17 protein-coding genes are annotated in these 18,953 nt (G+C 68.9%); 16 read left to right on the forward strand and 1 reads right to left on the reverse strand.

Annotated elements, in window-relative coordinates; genetic code table 11:
* Position 1 precedes the first annotated feature (1 nt).
* The 16 genes from PMI12_RS10920 (at position 2) to PMI12_RS10995 (ending at position 18,270) form a co-directional block, all read left to right on the forward strand.
* Complete coding sequence (locus PMI12_RS10920; RefSeq protein WP_007832121.1) at positions 2 to 715, forward strand: 4'-phosphopantetheinyl transferase family protein; 714 nt, start codon at positions 2 to 4, stop codon at positions 713 to 715.
* Positions 716 to 770: 55 nt separating this feature from the next.
* Positions 771 to 1,592, forward strand: a complete 822-nt coding sequence (locus PMI12_RS10925; RefSeq protein WP_007832123.1) for a serine aminopeptidase domain-containing protein — start codon at positions 771 to 773, stop codon at positions 1,590 to 1,592.
* A complete protein-coding gene (locus PMI12_RS10930; RefSeq protein WP_007832124.1) occupies positions 1,585 to 2,514 on the forward strand; it encodes a hypothetical protein in 930 nt (309 codons plus the stop codon). Before PMI12_RS10925 ends, PMI12_RS10930 begins: the two co-directional genes overlap by 8 nt.
* Before the next feature lie 72 nt (positions 2,515 to 2,586).
* Positions 2,587 to 3,810, forward strand: a complete 1,224-nt coding sequence (locus PMI12_RS10935) for a polysaccharide biosynthesis/export family protein (protein WP_007832127.1) — start codon at positions 2,587 to 2,589, stop codon at positions 3,808 to 3,810.
* A gap of 39 nt (positions 3,811 to 3,849) precedes the next feature.
* A complete protein-coding gene (locus PMI12_RS10940) occupies positions 3,850 to 6,174 on the forward strand; it encodes a polysaccharide biosynthesis tyrosine autokinase (RefSeq protein ID WP_049965612.1) in 2,325 nt (774 codons plus the stop codon).
* Positions 6,171 to 6,875: a sugar transferase gene (locus PMI12_RS10945; RefSeq protein WP_007832129.1), complete on the forward strand. Its 705-nt coding sequence runs from the start codon at positions 6,171 to 6,173 to the stop codon at positions 6,873 to 6,875. The genes PMI12_RS10940 and PMI12_RS10945 overlap by 4 nt, the downstream gene beginning before the upstream one ends.
* Before the next feature lie 54 nt (positions 6,876 to 6,929).
* Positions 6,930 to 7,925 carry a GDP-L-fucose synthase family protein gene (locus PMI12_RS10950; protein ID WP_042673190.1) on the forward strand — a complete coding sequence of 332 codons (996 nt, stop codon included), beginning with the start codon at positions 6,930 to 6,932 and terminating at the stop codon, positions 7,923 to 7,925.
* A gap of 43 nt (positions 7,926 to 7,968) precedes the next feature.
* On the forward strand, positions 7,969 to 9,294 hold the full coding sequence (locus tag PMI12_RS10955; protein ID WP_007832131.1) for a hypothetical protein: 1,326 nt from the start codon (positions 7,969 to 7,971) through the stop codon (positions 9,292 to 9,294).
* A complete protein-coding gene (locus PMI12_RS10960) occupies positions 9,291 to 10,385 on the forward strand; it encodes a glycosyltransferase (protein ID WP_237726074.1) in 1,095 nt (364 codons plus the stop codon). Before PMI12_RS10955 ends, PMI12_RS10960 begins: the two co-directional genes overlap by 4 nt.
* A gap of 20 nt (positions 10,386 to 10,405) precedes the next feature.
* Positions 10,406 to 11,335, forward strand: a complete 930-nt coding sequence (locus tag PMI12_RS10965; RefSeq protein WP_237726075.1) for a hypothetical protein — start codon at positions 10,406 to 10,408, stop codon at positions 11,333 to 11,335.
* Between the two features lie 45 nt (positions 11,336 to 11,380).
* Positions 11,381 to 12,319: a hypothetical protein gene (locus tag PMI12_RS10970; RefSeq protein WP_007832134.1), complete on the forward strand. Its 939-nt coding sequence runs from the start codon at positions 11,381 to 11,383 to the stop codon at positions 12,317 to 12,319.
* 13 nt (positions 12,320 to 12,332) lie between these two features.
* Positions 12,333 to 13,592 (forward strand): hypothetical protein, encoded by a 1,260-nt coding sequence (locus PMI12_RS10975; RefSeq protein WP_007832135.1) that lies wholly within the window; start codon positions 12,333 to 12,335, stop codon positions 13,590 to 13,592.
* Positions 13,589 to 14,836, forward strand: a complete 1,248-nt coding sequence (locus PMI12_RS10980; RefSeq protein WP_007832136.1) for a glycosyltransferase WbuB — start codon at positions 13,589 to 13,591, stop codon at positions 14,834 to 14,836. The genes PMI12_RS10975 and PMI12_RS10980 overlap by 4 nt, the downstream gene beginning before the upstream one ends.
* A 30-nt stretch (positions 14,837 to 14,866) precedes the next feature.
* Positions 14,867 to 15,976, forward strand: coding sequence for a UDP-glucose 4-epimerase GalE (galE, locus tag PMI12_RS10985; RefSeq protein WP_007832137.1), 1,110 nt, complete (start codon positions 14,867 to 14,869; stop codon positions 15,974 to 15,976).
* Positions 15,969 to 16,745 carry a LuxR C-terminal-related transcriptional regulator gene (locus PMI12_RS10990; protein WP_007832138.1) on the forward strand — a complete coding sequence of 259 codons (777 nt, stop codon included), beginning with the start codon at positions 15,969 to 15,971 and terminating at the stop codon, positions 16,743 to 16,745. The genes galE and PMI12_RS10990 overlap by 8 nt, the downstream gene beginning before the upstream one ends.
* A 43-nt stretch (positions 16,746 to 16,788) precedes the next feature.
* Entirely contained in the window at positions 16,789 to 18,270 is a 1,482-nt protein-coding gene (locus tag PMI12_RS10995) for a mannose-1-phosphate guanylyltransferase/mannose-6-phosphate isomerase (RefSeq protein WP_007832139.1), read from the forward strand.
* Positions 18,271 to 18,296: 26 nt separating this feature from the next.
* Here PMI12_RS10995 and PMI12_RS11000 read toward each other — a convergent pair whose 3' ends face one another.
* Positions 18,297 to 18,899 carry a DJ-1/PfpI family protein gene (locus tag PMI12_RS11000; protein ID WP_007832140.1) on the reverse strand — a complete coding sequence of 201 codons (603 nt, stop codon included), beginning with the start codon at positions 18,897 to 18,899 and terminating at the stop codon, positions 18,297 to 18,299.
* Positions 18,900 to 18,953: the final 54 nt, after the last annotated feature.

Below are 18,953 nucleotides of genomic sequence, written 5' to 3' on the forward strand. Positions count from 1 at the left end.
CATGGACAACTCCGACTACGCACTTTCCATCGACGCGCCGATCTGCCGGTATGTCGACCTGGACAGCTTCCCTGCGCTTCCTCCCGCGCAGATCCTGTCGGAGGAAGAGTGCGCGCGCGCCGCCAGCTTGCGGTTTCCCATCGACCGCCAGCGTTTCGTGGCCGCGCACGTCGCCCTGCGGCAAGCGCTCTGCGAGTACACCGGCCTGCACCACGCTGCACTGCACCTGGCCACCGGCTCATTCGGCAAGCCCTCGCTGTCGGGCCATACGCGCACCCAGTTCTCGCTGAGCCACAGCCAGGGCCTGGCGCTGGTGGCCATCGGCGGGCGCGGCCCTCTGGGCGCGGACGTCGAACTGCTGCGCGCGGTGCCCGACGCGGCGGTGCTTGCGGCGGAATATTTCACGCAGCGCGAACAGGAAGCGCTGGCCGCCCTGCCCGCGCACGAGCGCGACAAGGCCTTCCTGACCTGCTGGACCCGCAAGGAAGCCTGCCTGAAGGCCATCGGCGTCGGCCTGCTGGTGTCGTCGCAGAGCTTCGAGGTGGGCATTGAACCGGACTGCCGCAGCGTCGAGCTGCTGGTGGCCGGCCGCATCCTGTGGCTGGTTCTGGGGCCGGCGCCCACGCGGCTCGACTGCGTGGGCTCGCTCGCCGAATGGCGCCAGACCGAAGCCCGCGCCAGCCGTTCGGGGCGGTTGCTGGAGGCGCACGCATGAGCCGCCGAGCCGTTCTCAAGGCGAATACCGCAGCGCGTAGCGCGGAGGTTATCCAATGACTCGGTTCACGCCACTCATGTTCGGGCCGGCCTCGCGCCAGATCTTCGGCGTGTTCCATCCGGCCGAGGAAGACCGTGCCGAGAACACCGCCGTGCTCCTGTGTCCACCGTTCGGGCAGGAGGGCCTGCGCACCCATCGCTTCTTCAAGGTGCTGGCCGAGCGTCTCTCGCGAAACGGCATCGCCACGCTGCGCTTCGACTTCTATGGCTCGGGCGATTCGCCGGGCGACGAGAACGAGGGCGAACTCGACGGCTGGCGCCGAGACCTGTGCTCGGCGCACGAGGAACTGCGACGCCGCGCGCCGGGCGCTGCCATCGTGTGGGTCGGCGCCCGGCTCGGCGCCACCCTGGCCGTGCTGGCCGCGCGCGGCGGACGCTGCGACCCGGTGCGGCTGGTGCTGTGGGAGCCGGTGATCGACGGGCGCCGCTATGCGCGGCTGCTGCGCGAACAGCACGTGGCCGCCATCGACACCACCTTCTGCATCCCCGACCGGGCCTGGCACCGCAGCCTGGCGCAGGAGCCCGATGCCGTGCCCGAGGAAGCCCTCGGCACGGTGCTCTCGCCCGCGCTGCGCGCGCAGCTGGCGGCGCTGGTTCCCGAATCGCTGCCGCTCACGGCGCTGCACGACACGCTGGTACTGGCCGAGCCGGACGACGAACGCACCGCGCAATGGGCCGCCGACCAGCAGTCGCGCCACATGCCGGTTCGCCTTGCGTACTTCCGGCACCAGCTCGACTGGACCTCCGACCCCTACCCCAACAGCGCGATGGTTCCGGCCGACGCGCTCAACCGCCTCCAGGGGGCTCTCCATGAATGACGCGACACAGACACCGGTGTGCTTCGGCCCGGGCGACGCGCTGATGGGCATGCTCACCGCGCCCGCGCAGCAGGCGCCGGGCGACGTCGCCTGCCTCATGTTCAACATGGGCGCCAACCACCGCGTCGGGCCGCGCCGCATCAACGTGAAGCTGGCGCATGTGCTGGCCGCGCGCGGCGTGAGCAGCCTGCGCTTCGACCTCGGCGGCATCGGCGACAGCGATGCGCTCGACACTTCGCCCGATCTGCAGGCCCGTGCCGTGCACAGCCTGCGGGCCGCCATGGACGCCAGCGAACGCATGCTGGGCGCCCGGCAGTTCGTGATCGTCGGCATGTGCTCGGGTGTCGAGCATGCGATGCTGGCAGCCGCGGCCGACCCGCGCGTGGTGGCGCTTTCGCTGTTCGACGGCTTCGCCTTCCCGGAGCGGCGCGCCCGCTGGGAGCGCAACGTGCGCCGCGCGCTGGCCGCGCCCGCGCACCCGTCCTTCCCAGGCAAGGCCAAACGCTGGCTCCAGCGCCACCTCCTGCCCAGCCATTCGACGACGCCTCTGCCGGGCTTCTTCGCGGAGAAGCGCACACCCGAGGTCAATGCGGCCTGGTTCGGCGCCACCCTGCGGCGCCTCGTCGAACGCCAGGTGGCGGTGCAGTTGCTGTATTCGGGGTCGCTGCACGTCTGCGACCACGGCCGCGACCAGCTCGGCGCCTTCGCCCGCCAGCCCTTCACGCAGGCGCTGCAGTACGAATTCATCGCCGAAGCCGACCACACCGTCTGCACGGAACAGGGACAGCGGCTGTTCCTCCAGTCCGTCGGCGACTGGGTCGCCGATCGCTGCTTCGGCGCAAGCACCGAGCGCCGCAGCCAGAACCGTCCGATGGCGGCTGGCGCCGACCGGGCCATGCCCGCCACCCTGGCCGCGCCCTGACGCACGGCTCAGCCCCTTTCACCCAGTCGTTCCCCATCCACCCACCGTCAACCGGCCGTCAAGGAGATCACCATGCAACGCCCCGATCCAGCGACGCAGACATGCGGCGCACGCGCCCTTCCAGCCAGAGCCCGCGCTCTGGCACCGGCACAGGTCGATGGCCGGCTGCGATGGCTGGGCCTGTGCCTGCTGCTGTCGCTGGGACTGGTCCTGCTCTCCGGCTGCGCGCCGGGCTTCGGCGGCGTGGGACCGCTCGGCTTCACCAGCACCACGGGCGACAGCACCGCCTCGGCCGACAGCGGCAAGGTCATTCCGATCACGCCCGACCTGATCCGCTCGCAGATGGCGCAAAGGCCCAAGACCACGCCCGACGGCATGAAGCGCCTGCTGGCCGCGCCGCCGGTCTACACCATCGGGCCCGGAGACGTGGTCGGCATCATCGTCTACAACCACCCGGAACTGCTGCCCAACGCCGGCGCGGTGATCGCGCAGCAGACCGACCCGACCGGCGTTGCCGTGGCGCCCGGCTTCATCGTCGACGCCAAGGGTGAGATCAGCTTTCCGTTCATTGGGCGTGTCAAGCTGCAGGGCCTGACCGAAAGCGGCGCGTCCGAGCTGGTCGCGCGGCGCATCGGGACCTACATCAAGGAGCCGCAGGTCTCGGTGCGCATCCAGTCGTTCCGCAGCCAGCGCGCCTACGTGCAGGGCGAGGTGCGCACGCCCGGCCTGCAGATCTTCACCGACGTGCCGATGACGCTGTCCGAAGCCATCGGCCGCGCCGGCAGCTTCACGCAGAGCGGCGACCGTTCGCGGGTCACGCTGACGCGCGGCGGCGTCTCGACGGTGATCGACCTGCCGATGCTCCAGTCCATGGGCCTGGACGGCAACAGCATCGCGCTGCGCAACGGCGATGTGGTGAATGTCGGCTCCCGCGACGACAGCCGGGTCTTCGTGATGGGCGAGGTGCGCGGCCCCGGCGCGCTGCTGATGCGCAACAACGGCCGCCTGAGCCTCAACGAGGCGCTGGGCGATGCCGGCGGCCCCGACTTGCTGTCGGCCAGCACGGGGCAGATCTACGTGGTGCGCAACGCGCCCGACAACCTCGACACGCAGCAGATCTTCAACCTCAACGCGAGGAACCCGGCAGCGCTGGCGCTGGCCGACCGCTTCGAGCTGCAGCCGCGCGACGTGGTGTACGTCGACCACGTGCCGCTGGTCACCTGGAACCGCGTCATCAGCCTGATCCTGCCGTCCGCCCAGGTCGTCAACCTCGGCCGCGACACCGCTCGCCGGTAAGCACGCAGCCTCGCCCCGCAATACGAAAAGGTGAACCCCATGAACGCGCGCTGGCAACCTTCGCTTCCCGCACCTGCGGCTTCCCCCATGACGGTGATCGAGACCACGGCCTGGCCCCGGGAGTCCCGGTTCCACGAGTACCTCGACATCCTGATCGACAGCCGCTGGCTGATTGCCTCCATCGCCGCGCTGGCGCTGCTGGTGGGCGTGGGCTACGCGCTGTTCGGCCCGCGCATGTACGAGGCCAACATCCTGATCCAGGTGGAAGACCCCGACCGCTCCGGCGGCAACTTTCCCGGTGACGCCAACGGCGGCGGGGGCATCAGCGTGAAGACGCCGACCGCCGGCGAGACCGAGATCCTGAGATCGCGCATGGTGCTGGGACAGGCGATGGAGAACACGCGGCTGTACATCAGCGCGAAGCCGCGCTACATACCGGTGGTGGGCGAGTTCATCGCCCGGCATTCGAGCCAGCTCTCCAGCCCCGGCGTGTTCGGATATGGCAATTTCGTCTCGGGCACCGAGCGGATCGCCGTCGCGCAGATGGATGTGCCGAGCGCTTTCGAGGGCAAGAAGTTCACGCTGATCGCGGGCAGCGAAGGCAACTACACGCTGACCAACCCGGACCTGGAAACGCCGCTGAAGGGCACGGCCGGCGTGCCGCTGGAGGCCTCCGTGCCCGGCGGCACCCTGCACCTGCTGGTGGGCTCCTTCGAAGCCCGGCCCGGCGGCGCCTTCGAGCTGGTGCGCTACTCGAAGCAGCTCACCCTGCTGGGCCTTCAGAAAGACCTGCGCGTGGTCGAGAAAGGCAAGCAGTCCGGCGTGATTGACGTCAGCCTGCAGGCCCCGAACCGCGCCCAGCTGGCCGACGTGCTCAACGAGATCTCGCGCCTCTACCTGCGCCAGAACATCGACCAGAAGACGGTGCAGGCCGAGCGCGCGCTGGCCTTCCTGGGCACCGAGCTGCCCAAGTTCAAGCAGCAGCTGGAGCAGTCGGAAGACGCCTACAACCAGTACCGCAACCAGAACGGCACCATCAGCCTGGACGACGAGGCCCGCAATGCCCTGTCGCAGAACGTGGACCTGCAGGCCAAGCTGCTCGATGCGAAGCAGAAGCGGCTGGACCTGGCAAGCCGCTTCACCGCCGCGCACCCCGACCTGAAGACGCTGGACGCGCAGATCGCATCGCTCAAGAAGGAGCTCGGCTCGGTTGACGGCCGCATCCGCCGCATGCCCATGCTGCAGCAGAACTCGCTGCGCATGCAGCGCGATATCAAGGTCAACACCGACCTCTACGCCACGCTGCTGAACAGCTCGCTGCAGATGCGGCTGGCCAAGGAAGGCAAGGTTGCCAACGTGCGCGTGCTCGACCTGGCGCTGCTGGCCGAGAAGCCGGTACGGCCGAAGCCGCTGATCGTCGTCGCGCTGGCGCTGGCGGGCGGCCTGTTCCTCGGCGGCGCCGCGGCGATGGCCCGCAAGAACCTGAAGCGCTCCATCGGCAACCCCGGCGACATCGAGGCCGTTACCGGCGTGCAGGTGTACACCTCGATCCCGATGAGCACCCAGCAGCGCGTGCTCGACCGCGCCGTTCGCAAAGGCAAGCCCGGCATCAAGGTGCTGGCGGCGCTGCACGTGGAAGACCCTGCGCTCGAGGGCCTGCGCCGGCTGCGCACTGCGCTGAAGTTCGTGACGATGGGAGCACCCAACAACCGGGTGCTGATATCGAGCGCCACGGCCGGTGCGGGCAAGACCTTCGTGTCGTCGAACTTCGCCACGCTGCTGGCCGCGTCGGGCCAGCGCGTGCTGCTGATCGACGCCGACCTGCGCCGCGGCAAGCTGAGCCAGGAGTTCGGCCTGCAGGGCAAGGAGGGCCTGGCCGACGTCATCGCCGGGGGCGTGCCGCTCGAGGACGCCATTCACCAACATGTGCTGCCGCATCTGGACGTGATGGCCGCGGGCACCCTGCGTCCGGACCCCGCCTCCATGATGACCAGCGACACCTTCGCGCACACGCTGTCGACGCTGTCCGCGCGCTACGACGTCGTGGTCGTCGATGGTCCTCCCGTCCTGCTCGCGTCCGAGACCGCCGCGATGGCGCCGAGCATGGGCACGGTGCTGCTCGTGGCCCGCGCCGACGAGAGCGAGCTCGGCGAGCTGGTGGAAAGCGCCAAGCGGCTGGCTCACGTGGGCGCGGCCTTCCACGGCGCGGTGTTCAACGCGGTCGACGCCTCGAAGCGCCACTCCCGCAGCTACAGCTACGGCTACTACGCCTATGCCCCGACCCGCCGCGAACCCCCCTACGCGCTGGACACGGCCGACACCGTCATGCCCAAGCGCATCCAGCCGGAGCACGCAGAATCATGAACACGCTGCGATCGACATCCTCCACCGGGCGAAGCGCCGGTGGCACGGCGGCCAACACGGCCGCGTACGGGCCGCTGGGCGGCACGCCCTCGCTGCGCCGCGCCAAGCGTGCGGCCGACATCCTGATGGCCGGCTCGTTCTTCCTGTTCTTCGGCTGGGCCTACGCGCTCATCTGGCTGGGCGTGCTCTACACCTCGGGCGGCCCGGCCATCTACATGCAGCCGCGCTACGGCAAGGATGGCCGCGTCTTCAAGTTCTACAAGTTCCGCTCGATGGTGGCCAATGCCGACGCGGTGCTGGCACGTCACCTGCGCAACAACGAGGCCGCGCGGCGCGAATGGGCCGTGTACCAGAAGCTGCAGAACGACCCGCGCATCACCCGCTTCGGTGCCTTCCTTCGCAAGTACAGCATCGACGAGTTCCCGCAGTTCTGGAACGTGCTCAAGGGCGACATGAGCATGGTGGGACCGCGCCCCTGCATGTTCGCGCAGAAGGACCTGTATGGCGAGTACTGGGACCACTACCGCGCCGTGCGCCCGGGCATCACGGGCCTGTGGCAGATCAGCGGGCGCAACGAGATCAGCTACCGCCGGCGCGCGGCGATGGACGCGGAATACGTGGCCCACCTGTCGCTGTGGCGCGACTTCGTGATCCTGCTGAAGACCTTCGGCGTGGTCGCCGGCGCACGCGGGTCCCGGTAGCCGGCTTCGATTCCGTCTCCCTCGAACTTCATCAACCCCTTCACGAAAGCTCATATGCGAATCTTTGTTGCAGGTCATCGCGGCTTGGTGGGTCAGGCGACGGCAAGGCGGCTGCGCGAACTGGGCCACGACGTGGTGACACGAACCCACAGCGAACTCGACCTCCTCGACCAGGCGGCAGTGGCCCGTTTCTTCGCGACGGAGCAGATCGACCAGGTCTACCTGGCAGCCGCCAAGGTCGGCGGCATCCACGCCAACATGACCTATCCCGCGCAGTTCATCTACGAGAACCTGACGATCGCCACCAACGTCACGCACCAGGCCTTCGTGTCGGGCGTGAAGCGGCTGCTGTTCCTCGGCTCCAGCTGCATCTACCCGCGCATGGCCGAGCAGCCGATCCGCGAGGAGTACCTGCTCAACGGCAAGCTCGAACCCACCAACGAGCCCTATGCGATCGCCAAGATCGCGGGCCTCAAGCTGTGCGAGAGCTACAACCGCCAGTACGGGGCCAGCCACGGCATCGACTACCGCAGCGTGATGCCGACCAACCTGTACGGCCCCGGCGACAACTACCACCTGGAGAACAGCCACGTGGTGCCGGCGCTGATCCAGCGCTTCCACCTGGCCAAGATCAGCAACGCGCCCAGCGTGCTGATCTGGGGCAGCGGGCGCGCACGGCGCGAGTTCCTGTACGTCGACGACATGGTCGAAGGCTGCCTCGAGGTGATGAACCTGTCGCGCGCCGACTACGACCGGCAGACCGACGCGATGCGCGGGCACATCAACCTCGGCACCGGCGAAGACGTCTCGATCGCCGAGCTCACCGAGCTGATCAGCGAAGTCGTGGGCTACACCGGCAGCATCCGCTACGACCTCGCGCAGCCCGACGGCGCGCCGAGAAAGCTGCTGGACGTGTCGCGCGCCGCCAGCCTCGGCTGGCACGCGACCGTGCCGCTGGCAGAGGGGCTTCGCCGCACCTACGCCGACTACCAGAAGGCGCCCCGGCCGCTCGAGGAAAGCAACCCGGTCCAGGCGCACGTGCACGCCTGAACCGCTCCAACCCATCCATCGACCCACCCACGGCAGGCCCGCCATGCGAACCCTCTCCTTCTGGTCCGGCATCGTCTGCGCCATGCTGTGCGGCCTGGTCGATCCGGTGTGGGGCTATGCGGCGGTGTTCGCGCTGTCGCTGATCCAGCTCTCGATGCTGGGTTCCTCCGGCGGCAGCGTGTTCCTGCTGATCCACTACGCGACGATCCTCACCTACTTCTCGATCGCGCCGGCGATGCAGATTTCGCAGGACGTCGAGTTCTGGGAGGCCGGCGTCATGCGCACGGACGCGTACACCCAGGCGCTGATGCTCCTGTTGCTGTACATGGCCGGCGTGGAGGCCGCGCGGCTGGGCGTGCCCGACGCGCCCGAGCACCTGCCGGGGGCCCACGACCGGCGGCTGATCGGCGTGGCCCACCCTCTTCTTCTGTTGCTGAGCTGCTCGCTGGCCGCCTTCGCCTCGCTGTTCATCAGGCCCGAGCTCAACTTCGTGGCGCGCGGCGTCGTGGGCGGTGCCAGCGGTGAAGACAACGTGCCGATCGATTACATCTTCTATTCGACGCTGCCCAAGCTGGTGGTTCTGCTGTGCTTCGTGGCGCTGGTCATCCACGCGGTGCGCCGCCGCACGCTGTGGTCCTGGTGCGCGGCGGGCCTGGCGTTCGGCCTGGCGCTGGCCGCGGCCAACCCGGTGAACACGGCGCGGCAGGTCCTGCTGATCGGGCTGCTGCCGCTGCTCATCCATGGGCTGGGGCGCGGCCGGCGCTGGCTGCTCGCAGGGGTGACCTTCGGCTCCATCGCCGGCCTGGGCCCGGTGCTGAACCTGATCTCGCGCGGCAGCATGTGGGGCGAGGAGCTCACGACCTTCCCGTTCAGCCAGGACTTCGACGCCATGTTCGTTGTCGCGGGCATCCTGGAGCGCGCGCCCATTCCGGACCTCGGCTGGGGCCGCTACCTGCTCTCGGCGTTCTCTTTCTTCCTGCCGCGCGACCTGAAGATGTTTCCCGACTTCGACCCGCTCGGCTGGTCGGCCATCCTCGGCAACTTCTCCCAAAGCAACCTGTCGCTGCCGCCCTTCACCACGGCGTACTTCGACTTCGGCCTGGCGGGGCCGGCGCTGTTCGGCTTTGCGATCTCGGCGGGCTTTCGCATGGTCGACCGCGCCATCGATCCGAACCGGCCGCTGTCGGGCGCCTACCTGTCGGCGCTGGTGCTGCTCGCGGCCTACGTGCCGTTCATGCGCGGCCCGATCCTGGGCTGGGGGCCGTTCGCGGCTTCGGGCCTGATCGCCGCTCTCATTGCCGGCGCCCTGAGTTCCCGCGCCCGCCGTCCGCTTCCGCGCGCCGTGCGGCATGGCCTTCCGAGCGCATGAAGAGGGGCATCGCCATGGCCATCTACCTCTACTACGACACCGTGCGGCTCAACAAGGCGGCCGGCGGCGTGCTCAATGTGTCCGAGGTGCTGCTTCGCCACATGCGGCTGTCGCAGGACGACCGGGTCGAGCCGGTGAGCGAGCGGCATCCGCGCCTGTTCGCCCTGGCGCAGCGCCTGAAGATCAACCGCTTCATCCTCGACACGCTGCTCTACAACTTCCACTGCCTGCGCACGCTGTTGACGGGCGAGCGGCTGTACTCGTTCTTTCCCAACTACTTCCTGCCGGTCACGCTTTTCGGGCGGCACCGCCATTCGATCGTCATCGTCCACGACCTGCAGTACAAGGCCTACCCGCAGTACTTCAAGCGCAGCAAGCGCCTCTTCCTGGACTGGAGCCTGTGGCGCGCGGCACGCAGCGCGGCGGACGTGGTCTTCATCAGCCGCAGCAGCCAGCGCGACTTCGAGCGCCACTTCGGCCGCTGCGAGCATTCGACAGTCATCTTCAACCCGGTGGACGCGCCCCGGGTCGCCGCGACGCCCGCCGCGACACCGAACGAGCGCTACCTCATCGCCGCCTACCACTACTACCCGCACAAGAACTTCGGCGGCATCCTCACGCTGTTCGAGCGCATGCGGCGCGCCGGCCTCGTCGACTACCTCGACATCACCGGCAACGGCGCGGCCGAGGTCGAGCGCATGGTGGCCGCGCTGGCGCCCGAGGTGCGCGGCTTCGTGCGGCACCGGGGGCTGGTGTCGCGCGACGAACTGCTGCGGCTCTACCAGGGCGCCACCGCTTTCATCTCGCTGTCCACCTTCGAGGGCTTCAACCTCTCGGCGGCCGAAGCGGCGACGCTGGGCGTGCCGCTGCTGCTGTCGGACATTCCGGTGCACCGCGAGTTGTTCGAGGGCTACGGCTTCTTCGTGGGGAGCGCTTCCAGCGACCCCTTCCGGCTCGCCAAGCACCTTGCCCACCACGAACGCACGCATCCGGTATGGGCGCATGCCGCCGCCTGCGCGCCCGCCACCATCGCGGGCCGCTACCTGATGCTCAAGCGCGGCACGCTGTCGCTCGCCAGGGCCATGCCATGACGAAGCGGCCGCTCCGCGCCATGCGATTTCTCGCGGCGCTGCTGTCGTTCCAGCTGGCGGCACTGCCGCTGGCCGGCCGTGCGCAGCTTGCGGGCGGCCCGGTGCCGGGCTTCGGCGTGATGGTGCATTACCTGCCCGACAAGCAGTCGATCAGCGAGATCGGGCGCTTCGACGTCGAAGCCTTCGCGTCGGCACTGGCGGACATGCGCGCCTCGCACCTGATCCTGACGCTCGGGCAGAACAACGGCCAGTACATCGCGCCCAATGCCGCGCTCGAAGCGCTCTGCCCGGCCAGCGCAGGCAACCGTTCGCCGCGCGACCTGCCGATGGAAATCGGCCAGGCGCTTCGCAGCCGCGGCATTGCGCTGATCCTCTACCTGCCGTTCCGCGCGCCGCAGGGCGACCGCGCGCTGATGGAATGCCTGGGCGACGTGTCCGAACAGGAGCCGCCGCCCGCGCGCTTCATCGCCGCCTGGTCGAGTGTGATCCGCGACTGGTCGGAACGCTACGGCTCGCTCGTGAGCGGCTGGTGGTTCGACGGCACCTACAACACGAAGGGCATCACGCCGGCCGGCTGGGAGCTGCTGTGCAGCGCAGCCCGCGCGGGCGGGGGCAACCGCTGGCTGGCCTTCAACGCGGGGGAAGGCGCGGAGCACTTCAGCGCGAAATCGGCGCCCTGCCAGAACCTGATGGCCGGCGAGTACATGCAGCCGCCCGCGCGTCTCTCGGCCCCGCCGTCGGAGCTGGCGCTCCACGTGCTCACGCCGCTGAGTGCCTCGTGGGGCCGCGAGGCGCCGGCGCGCTTCTCGGCCACGCAGCTGCGCAACTGGATCTCGGAAGCGGCCGCCGCGCGCGGCCTCTTCACGCTGGACATGCCCGTCGATGCCACCGGCCGTTTTCTTCCCGCGCATGTCGCGCTGATGAAGAGCGTCACGGCGCGCACCCCCTGAATTCAACGAGTGCTGTCACATCCCCTCACCCCTCAAACAAGAGCCATGAATCCATCCTTGCCCTTCATCGTCGTGGAAGACCGCCAGAACAAGACGCTCGCGCTGTGCCGCGAATCGGCCGCGCTGGCCGGCGAGCCGCTTCTCGTGCTCTCAAGCACCGACGCCGGCCCGGCCTACGAACGCTTCTGCCGGTCGTACGTGCATCTGTCGAGCAACTCGCCCGAGTTCGAGAAGATCTGCTTCCGGCGCTACTTTCTTCTAGCGCGGTTTCTGGAATCCAACCCGGAAGTGCGCGAGTTCACGCTGATCGACAGCGACGTGCTGCTCTTCCAGGGGGCCGGGCCGCATGTCGCGCGGCTCGCGGGCAAGGCCGATTTCTCGGGTTCCTGCATGCAGACCTCGGACGGCTGGAACCACTGCCAGATCTCGCCGCACGTGAGCTACTGGACCGCGAACGGCCTGCGCCAGTTCGTGGCCTACGTGCTCGACTGCTACGCCACCCCGTCGGGACGCAGGAAGCTGCGCGAGATTGCCGCGCGCTTTGCCGCGCGGGGCGTGCGCGGCGGCGTGTCGGACATGACACTGCTCTACCTCTGGGCCCACGCCACGGGCAACGACGCGCCCATCAACCGCGTGCTCGACGGCACCGTCATCGACCACAACATCAACGGCATGCACAACCAGCTGCAGCGGGAGTTCAAGGTCCTGGGCGGCGCCAAGCGCATCGCGTACCGCGAGGGTAAGGCCTGGCTGACGAGCACCACCGGCGACATGACGCGCGTGGTGGCGCTGCACTTCCAGGGCAGCGCCAAGATGGCCATGCCCTACGCGCTGCGCGGCCACACGTACACCGTGGCGGGCGTGACCTTCGTGCTGCAGATGGCACGCCGCGCCAGGAACAACGCGTTCCGGGCCGCGGCGTTCGCGCGCCGGGTCTTCGACCCGCGCCGCGCGCCCCGCGCCTCGGCCAGCAAGCAACCGTGAACCGGCCTGCGCCATGAAGCACTTCAGCCCGCAACTCGCACTGCCCGGCGCCCGCATGGCCTGGCTTTCGGGCGTGGGCGCGCTGGCTTCGCGGCTGTATGTGTACCTGTCGGGTTTCCTGGCCATCTTCCTGATGGCGGCGAGCATTTCCCCGGCGCGCTTCGGCGAGTACTCCATCTACCAGTCGGTCATGGAAGTGGCGCTGGTGGTGGGCACGCTGGGCAGCTCGCTGCTGTTCTCGCGCAATGCGGCCACAGTACCGCCGGGCGTCACGCGCGGCGACGTGGTGCGCACGCTGGCCATCGGGCTGCCGCTGGCCGCGATGCTGGCGACCGTGATCCTCACGGTGCAGCACATGCCGGTGGGCGACGCGCCCTTCCTGCTCGTGATTGCCACGCTGGCGGTCTTCGCGTTCAACAGCCTGCGCCTCTCGTTCAGCCGCGGCCTCGGCCACGCGAGGCTGCTCAACCTGGAGACCGGCATCCGCTCGACCATCCTGGTCGCCGGCGTGAGCCTCTGCGTCGCGGTGCGCTTCGAGCTGGGCGTGGCGCACCTGCTGCTCATCAACCTGTTCGCCGTGGTGGTGGTTTGCCTGGCCATCGGCCTGCCGGGCAACGGCGCGGCGCCACCGGCCGGGCGGGCTGCGCTCGGGCTGGCGTCGCAGGCCGGCGCAACGATGTACTCGCTGCTCATGTTCCTGCTGCGCAAGTCGGACCTGCTCATCGTGGCGTACTTCATGCCGCTCGGCTACGTGGGGGCCTTCAAGATCGCCTTCCTGCTGGCCGAGGCGCCGTCGCAGTTCGTGCAGGCTTTTCTCGTCACGAAGACACCCGCGATGCTGGAGACGGATGCGCACAACTTCTCCTCGGAAAAGCTGCGCCTCGCGAAGTATTCCTTCCTGCTGGGCTGCGGGCTCTTCGTCGGGCTGGCCGCCCTCATCTCGGTGGCTGCGCCGCTGCTCAAGCTGGGCAACGAGGCGCGCTCCATCTTCCTGTGCATTGCGCCGTACTTCCTGCTGCGCACCTACACGATCCATCACGAAATGGTGCTCTCGCTGAAGACCTCGATGGGGTCGCTCGGCCGGTGGGCGCTGCTGGAGGTTGCCCTGCGGCTGGCGTCCTACTTCGCGGTGGCGGTGATGTTTCCGGGCAAGCCGCACTACGTGTTCTTCATCGCCTGTGCGACCGACCTCGCGCTGTACGAAACACGCATGCGCCTGCATTTCGGTTTCTTCCCCCTGCTGCGCCTGCTGGCGCGGAGGCGGGCATCGTGAAGATCCTCCTCTACTCGATGAACTTCGCGCCCGAGCTGGCCGGCATCGGCAAGTATTCGGGCGAGATGGCTGAGTGGCTGCACGCCCGCGGACACGAGGTGCGGGTGATTGCGTCGCAGCCCTTCTTTCCGCAATGGTCGGTGTTCGAGGGCTACTCGGCGTGGAGCTGGCGCAAGACTGGCTGGAACGGTGTCACGGTCTGGCGCGCGCCCACCTGGGTACCGTCGAAGCCCCGTGCGCTGGGGCGCATCGGGCACCTGCTGTCCTTCACGCTGTCGAGCATTCCGTCGCTGCTGGCGCAACTGCGCTGGAAGCCCGACGTGGTGTTCGTCGTGGAACCGCCCATTTCCTGCACGCCGGCCGCCCTGTGCTTTGCGAAGCTGCTCGGCATCCGGTCGTGGCTGCATATCCAGGACTACGAGGTGGACGCGGCATTTGACCTCGGCTGGGTGCGCGGCGAACGGGTGCGGCGCTTCGCGCTGGCGGCCGAGCGCTGGCTCATGCAGCGGTTCGACCGGGTCTCGAGCATCTCGTCCACGATGTGCGCCAAGGCCCTGGAAAAAGGCGTGGACGAGGCCCAACTGGTGCTGTTTCCAAACTGGGTCGACGTGGAGGCCATCCAGCCTGTCGCAAGGCCGGCGGTGGCCGAAGGTGTGCCGCCGCAGGGCTATCGGGCCGAGCTGAACATTCCGGCCGACGCAGTGGTGGTGCTCTATGCGGGCAGCCTCGGCAGCAAGCAGGGCATCGAGCTGCTGGCCGAGGCGGCGCGCCTGCTGATCTGCTCTCACGGCATCCACTTCGTGTTCTGCGGCAACGGACCGAGCCGCGCCTCGCTGATGGACGCCTGCGTCCGGCTGACCAACACGCATTTTCTCGACCTGCAGCCGGCCGAGCGATTCAACGAACTGCTGGGCATGGCCGACATCCACGTGCTGCCCCAGCGCGCCGATGCCGCGGACCTCGTCATGCCGTCGAAGCTCGGCGGCATGTTCGCGAGCGGCCGCGCCGTGATCGTCACCGCGCACGCCGGCACCGCGCTCAGCGAGGCCGTATGGGGCCGCGGCGTGGTGGTCGAGCCTGGCGACGCGGCAGCGCTGGCCGATGCCATCGAACAGCTCTCCATGTCGCCCGCGACGCGCGATCTGCTGGGCTCGGCCGGCCGCCGCTTCGCGGAGGAAGAGCTGGACCGCGACACCATCCTGCTGCGCCTCGAAGAGGAACTGCAGCGCTGCATCGCGCGCTGACGAAACGCGCCGCACACCAGGACCACGACCATGCGCGCACCCAGAATTCTCGTGACCGGCGGCGCCGGATTCATCGGCAGCCATACCTGCGTGGCGCTGATCGCGGCGGGCTACCTGCCGGTGGTGCTCGACACGCTCGTCAACAGCGACGCGCGTTCGCTGCAGCGGGTGGCGTGCATCACGGGCGTCGAGCCCGTCCTCGTGTGCGGCGACGTGCGCGACGCGGTGGCGCTCGACCGGGTGTTCGCGGCGTACGACGTCGCAGCGGTGGTGCATCTCGCCGGCCTGAAGGCGGTCGGCGAATCGATGGCCGACCCGGTGAGCTACTACGACGTCAACCTCGCCGGCACGCTGGCGCTGGTGCAGGCCATGGACCGGACCGGCGTGCGCACGCTGGTGTTTTCCTCGTCGGCGACGGTGTACGGCGACTCGCAGCCCTCGCCGATCGCGGAAAGCGCGCCGTACGCTGCGGTGAACCCCTACGGCCGCACCAAGGCAATGGTGGAAAGCATGCTGGCCGACCTGGCTCGGGCCGACGCGCGCTGGAGCATCGCCTGCCTGCGCTACTTCAACCCCATCGGCGCGCACGAAAGCGGGCTGCTCGGCGAGCGGCCGCACGGGCCGCCCAACAACCTGATGCCCTACATCGCGCAGGTCGCGGCCGGCCAGTGCGAATGCCTGGTGGTGCATGGCGCCGACTACGACACCGTCGACGGCACCGGCGTGCGCGACTACGTGCACGTGATGGACGTGGCCGAGGGCCACGTGGCGGCGCTGCGCCACGTGGCCCGCCGGCCCGGCATTCTCATGGCCAACCTCGGCACCGGCCGCGGCGCATCGGTGCTGGAGGTGGTGTCGGCCTTCGAGCGCGCGAGCGGCCGCCGCATCGCGCTGCGCATCGGGCCGCGCCGACCAGGAGACGCACCCGCCTACTGGGCCGATGCGCGCGGCGCCTGGCAGGCCTTCGGCTGGCGCGCGCGCCGCGACCTCGACCAGATGTGCGCGGACAGCTGGCGCTGGCAGGCCGCGAATCCGCATGGTTTCGACGACCCGGCACCGGCCCATGCCTCGGGCCTGCCGCGCTTCCAGGACAACACCAGCACGAGCATCAACTCCAAACCGGGACACAGCCATGCCTGAAAACGCATCCTCATCTCCTGGCGAGCAGGCCGCTGGCCGCTCGGGGTATCCACCGGGTGTCTGCGCGCCCGCCGCGCCGCTATGGCCCGGTTTCCTGAGGGGGCAGGAAAACGCGCCGGTGCGCGTGCTGCTCGTCGACGACGACGAGTTCATGCGCCGGGTCATCGCGCAGGAACTGCTGTCGGACCTGCGCATCCAGCTCGAAGGCCAGGCCGGCAGCCTGCGCGACGGCCGCCGGCTGCTGGTCACGCACGAGTTCGACGTGTTGATGGTCGACCTGCGGCTGGGCGACGGCAGCGGCTTCGAGCTGATCCAGGAGGCCCGCGAACTCCACCGCGCGGGAGAGATCATCGTGATTTCCGCGATGGAGGACGAGGCGCACGTGCTGCATGCCTTCGAACTGGGCGCCACCGGCTACCTGCTGAAGGACGCCTGGCTGCAGAGCTTTTCCCAGGCCGTGCTGCAGGTGGTCAACGGTGGCGCGGCCATCACGCCGCGGCTGGCGCGGCGGCTGCTCTCGCGACTGATCCATCGGCCCGGCAACATGCCGCCGTCGGTGGAGCCGCCCGCGCGCGAGGCGACGCTGACGGCCCGCGAGTGCGAGATCCTGCGCTGCGTGGCGCGCGGCCACGTCACCGACGAGATCGGCACCAAGCTCGGCATCTCGGGCCAGACCGTCAACGCGCACATCAAGAACATCTACAAGAAACTGCACGTGCATTCGCGTGCGCAGGCCGTGAGCTACGCGGCGTATTCAGGGCTGATCTGAAGCCCCTTCCCACTCCCTCAAAAAGAAACGCAGGCAGGCCGTCATGAAAACCCATCTCATCCATCCCGTGGTTCTGTGCGGCGGCAGCGGCACGCGGCTGTGGCCGCTGTCGCGCAAGGCGCTGCCCAAGCAGTTCGCGCCGCTGGTCGGCGGCAAGAGCCTGCTGCACCTCACGCTCGAACGACTGTCGGTGCTGAACCGCGACATCACCTGCATCACGTCGGAAGACCATCGCTTCCTGGTGAAGGAAACGCTGGAGAACGCCAATGCCACGGGCCGGCAGATCCTGGAGCCGGTGGCGCGCAACACCGCCGCGGCCATGGCCTCGGCCGCGCTGCTGGCCGATCCCGGCGACCTGCTGCTGTTCGCGCCGGCCGACCACCACATTCCAGACACCGCGCTGTTCGCCCGCACCGTCCGCACCGGCGTCAAGGCGGCACTGGCCGGCAAGATCGTCACCTTCGGCGTGGTGCCGAGTTTTCCGAGCACCGCCTACGGCTACATCGAGGCCGGCGAGCCCTCGGCCGACGGGCGCAGCCAGGCCGTCGCGCGCTTTGTGGAAAAGCCGACGGCGGCGGTGGCCGAAACACTGATCCTGCACGGCGGCTACAGCTGGAACGCGGGCATCTTCCTCGTGCAGGCGCGCACGCTGGTCGCGGCGCTGCGCGAGCACGCGCCCGACATCCTCCTGGCCTGCGAACATGCCACCGCCGCGGTGGCTGCCGACGGCAGCTTTCTGCGGCTGGAGCCCGTTGCCTTCGAGGGCTGCCGCGCCGACAGCATCGACTACGCCGTGCTCGAAAAGCACAGGGACATCGCGGTCGTGAAATTCGAAGGCGCCTGGAGCGACGTCGGCAGCTGGAACGCGGTTGCCAGCCTGCATCCGGCGGACGATGCGGGCAACCGCCTGAGCGGCAAGGCCAGCGCGCTGAATTCGCGCAACACCTTCATCCACGCGCCGCACCGGCCGGTGGTGGCGCTGGGCACCGAAGACCTGATCATCGTGGACACACCCGACGCCGTGCTGGTGGCCGGCGTGGGCTGCGCCGAGCAGGTGGCTGACGTCGTGCGCAAGCTCGTGCGGGAAGGCTGCGCCGAGGCCACCCAGCACCGCCGCGTGGTGCGGCCCTGGGGCGCGTACGACAGCATCGATCTGGGCGAGCGCTTCCAGGTCAAGCGCCTGACCGTCAAGCCCGGCGGCAAGCTGTCGCTGCAGATGCACCACCACCGCGCGGAGCACTGGATCGTCGTGCAGGGCACGGCGCGGGCCACCTGCAACGGCGAAGTCACGCTGGTGCGAGAGAACGAATCGATCTACCTGCCCTCGGGAGCGATCCACCGGCTGGAGAACCCGGGCAAGACCGTGCTCGAGGTGATCGAGGTGCAGACCGGCGGCTACCTGGGCGAGGACGACATCGTGCGCTTCGACGACACCTACGGCCGCTGCGGGCCGGCCAGGATACTGGCGGACGCGTCGGCCGGATCGGGCGCGACCGCGGTGCTGCAGGCGCCCGTGGACCACTGAATTCCGCGTTCAGCCGAACCCGAATGTCATCGGGGCAGGTACGGCGTGATGTTCTTCAGCGCATTGGCAACGTAGGCTTCCTTCTCGCCCACGGGGGCGACGTAGTGAAGCGCCGCGGTGGCGGCTTCGAGCCCCTCGGTGCGGGCGATGATCCAGCCGGCCAGATAGGGAGAAGCAAGGCAGCCGCCCGCGGTGGCGACATTGCCGCGCGCATAAAAGGGCTGGTTCAGCACTTCCACCCCCGCCTCCTGCACCCACGGCTTGGTGGTCAGGTCGGTGCAGGCCGGCACGCTGCCCACGAGGCCCAGCTTTGCCAGGATCAACGTGCCCGAGCACTGGGCCGCGATCAGCTGGCGCGCCGGATCGAGCGCGAGGCGCCCCATCAGCTCGGGACTGGCGACGACATCGCGCGTCCGCATGCCGCTGCCGACGACGACCGCATCCGCATGGCGCGCGTCTTCGAGCAGGGACTGCGCACGAACAGTCACGCCGTTCATCGACGTGACTTCTGCCGTCGGGCAGCACAGGCTCACGCGCCAGTCCGGCTTCTTGATCCGGTTGAGGACGCCGAGCGCGATGAGCGAATCAAGTTCATTGAAGCCGTCGAAGGTAAGGATCGCGATGTGCATGGTGTCCGTGGAGTTCGTGCGTTGGAAGAAGGGGCGCGCCCATCGTAGGAGAGA

Source organism: Variovorax sp. CF313 (assembly GCF_000282635.1).
Taxonomy (GTDB): domain Bacteria; phylum Pseudomonadota; class Gammaproteobacteria; order Burkholderiales; family Burkholderiaceae_C; genus Variovorax.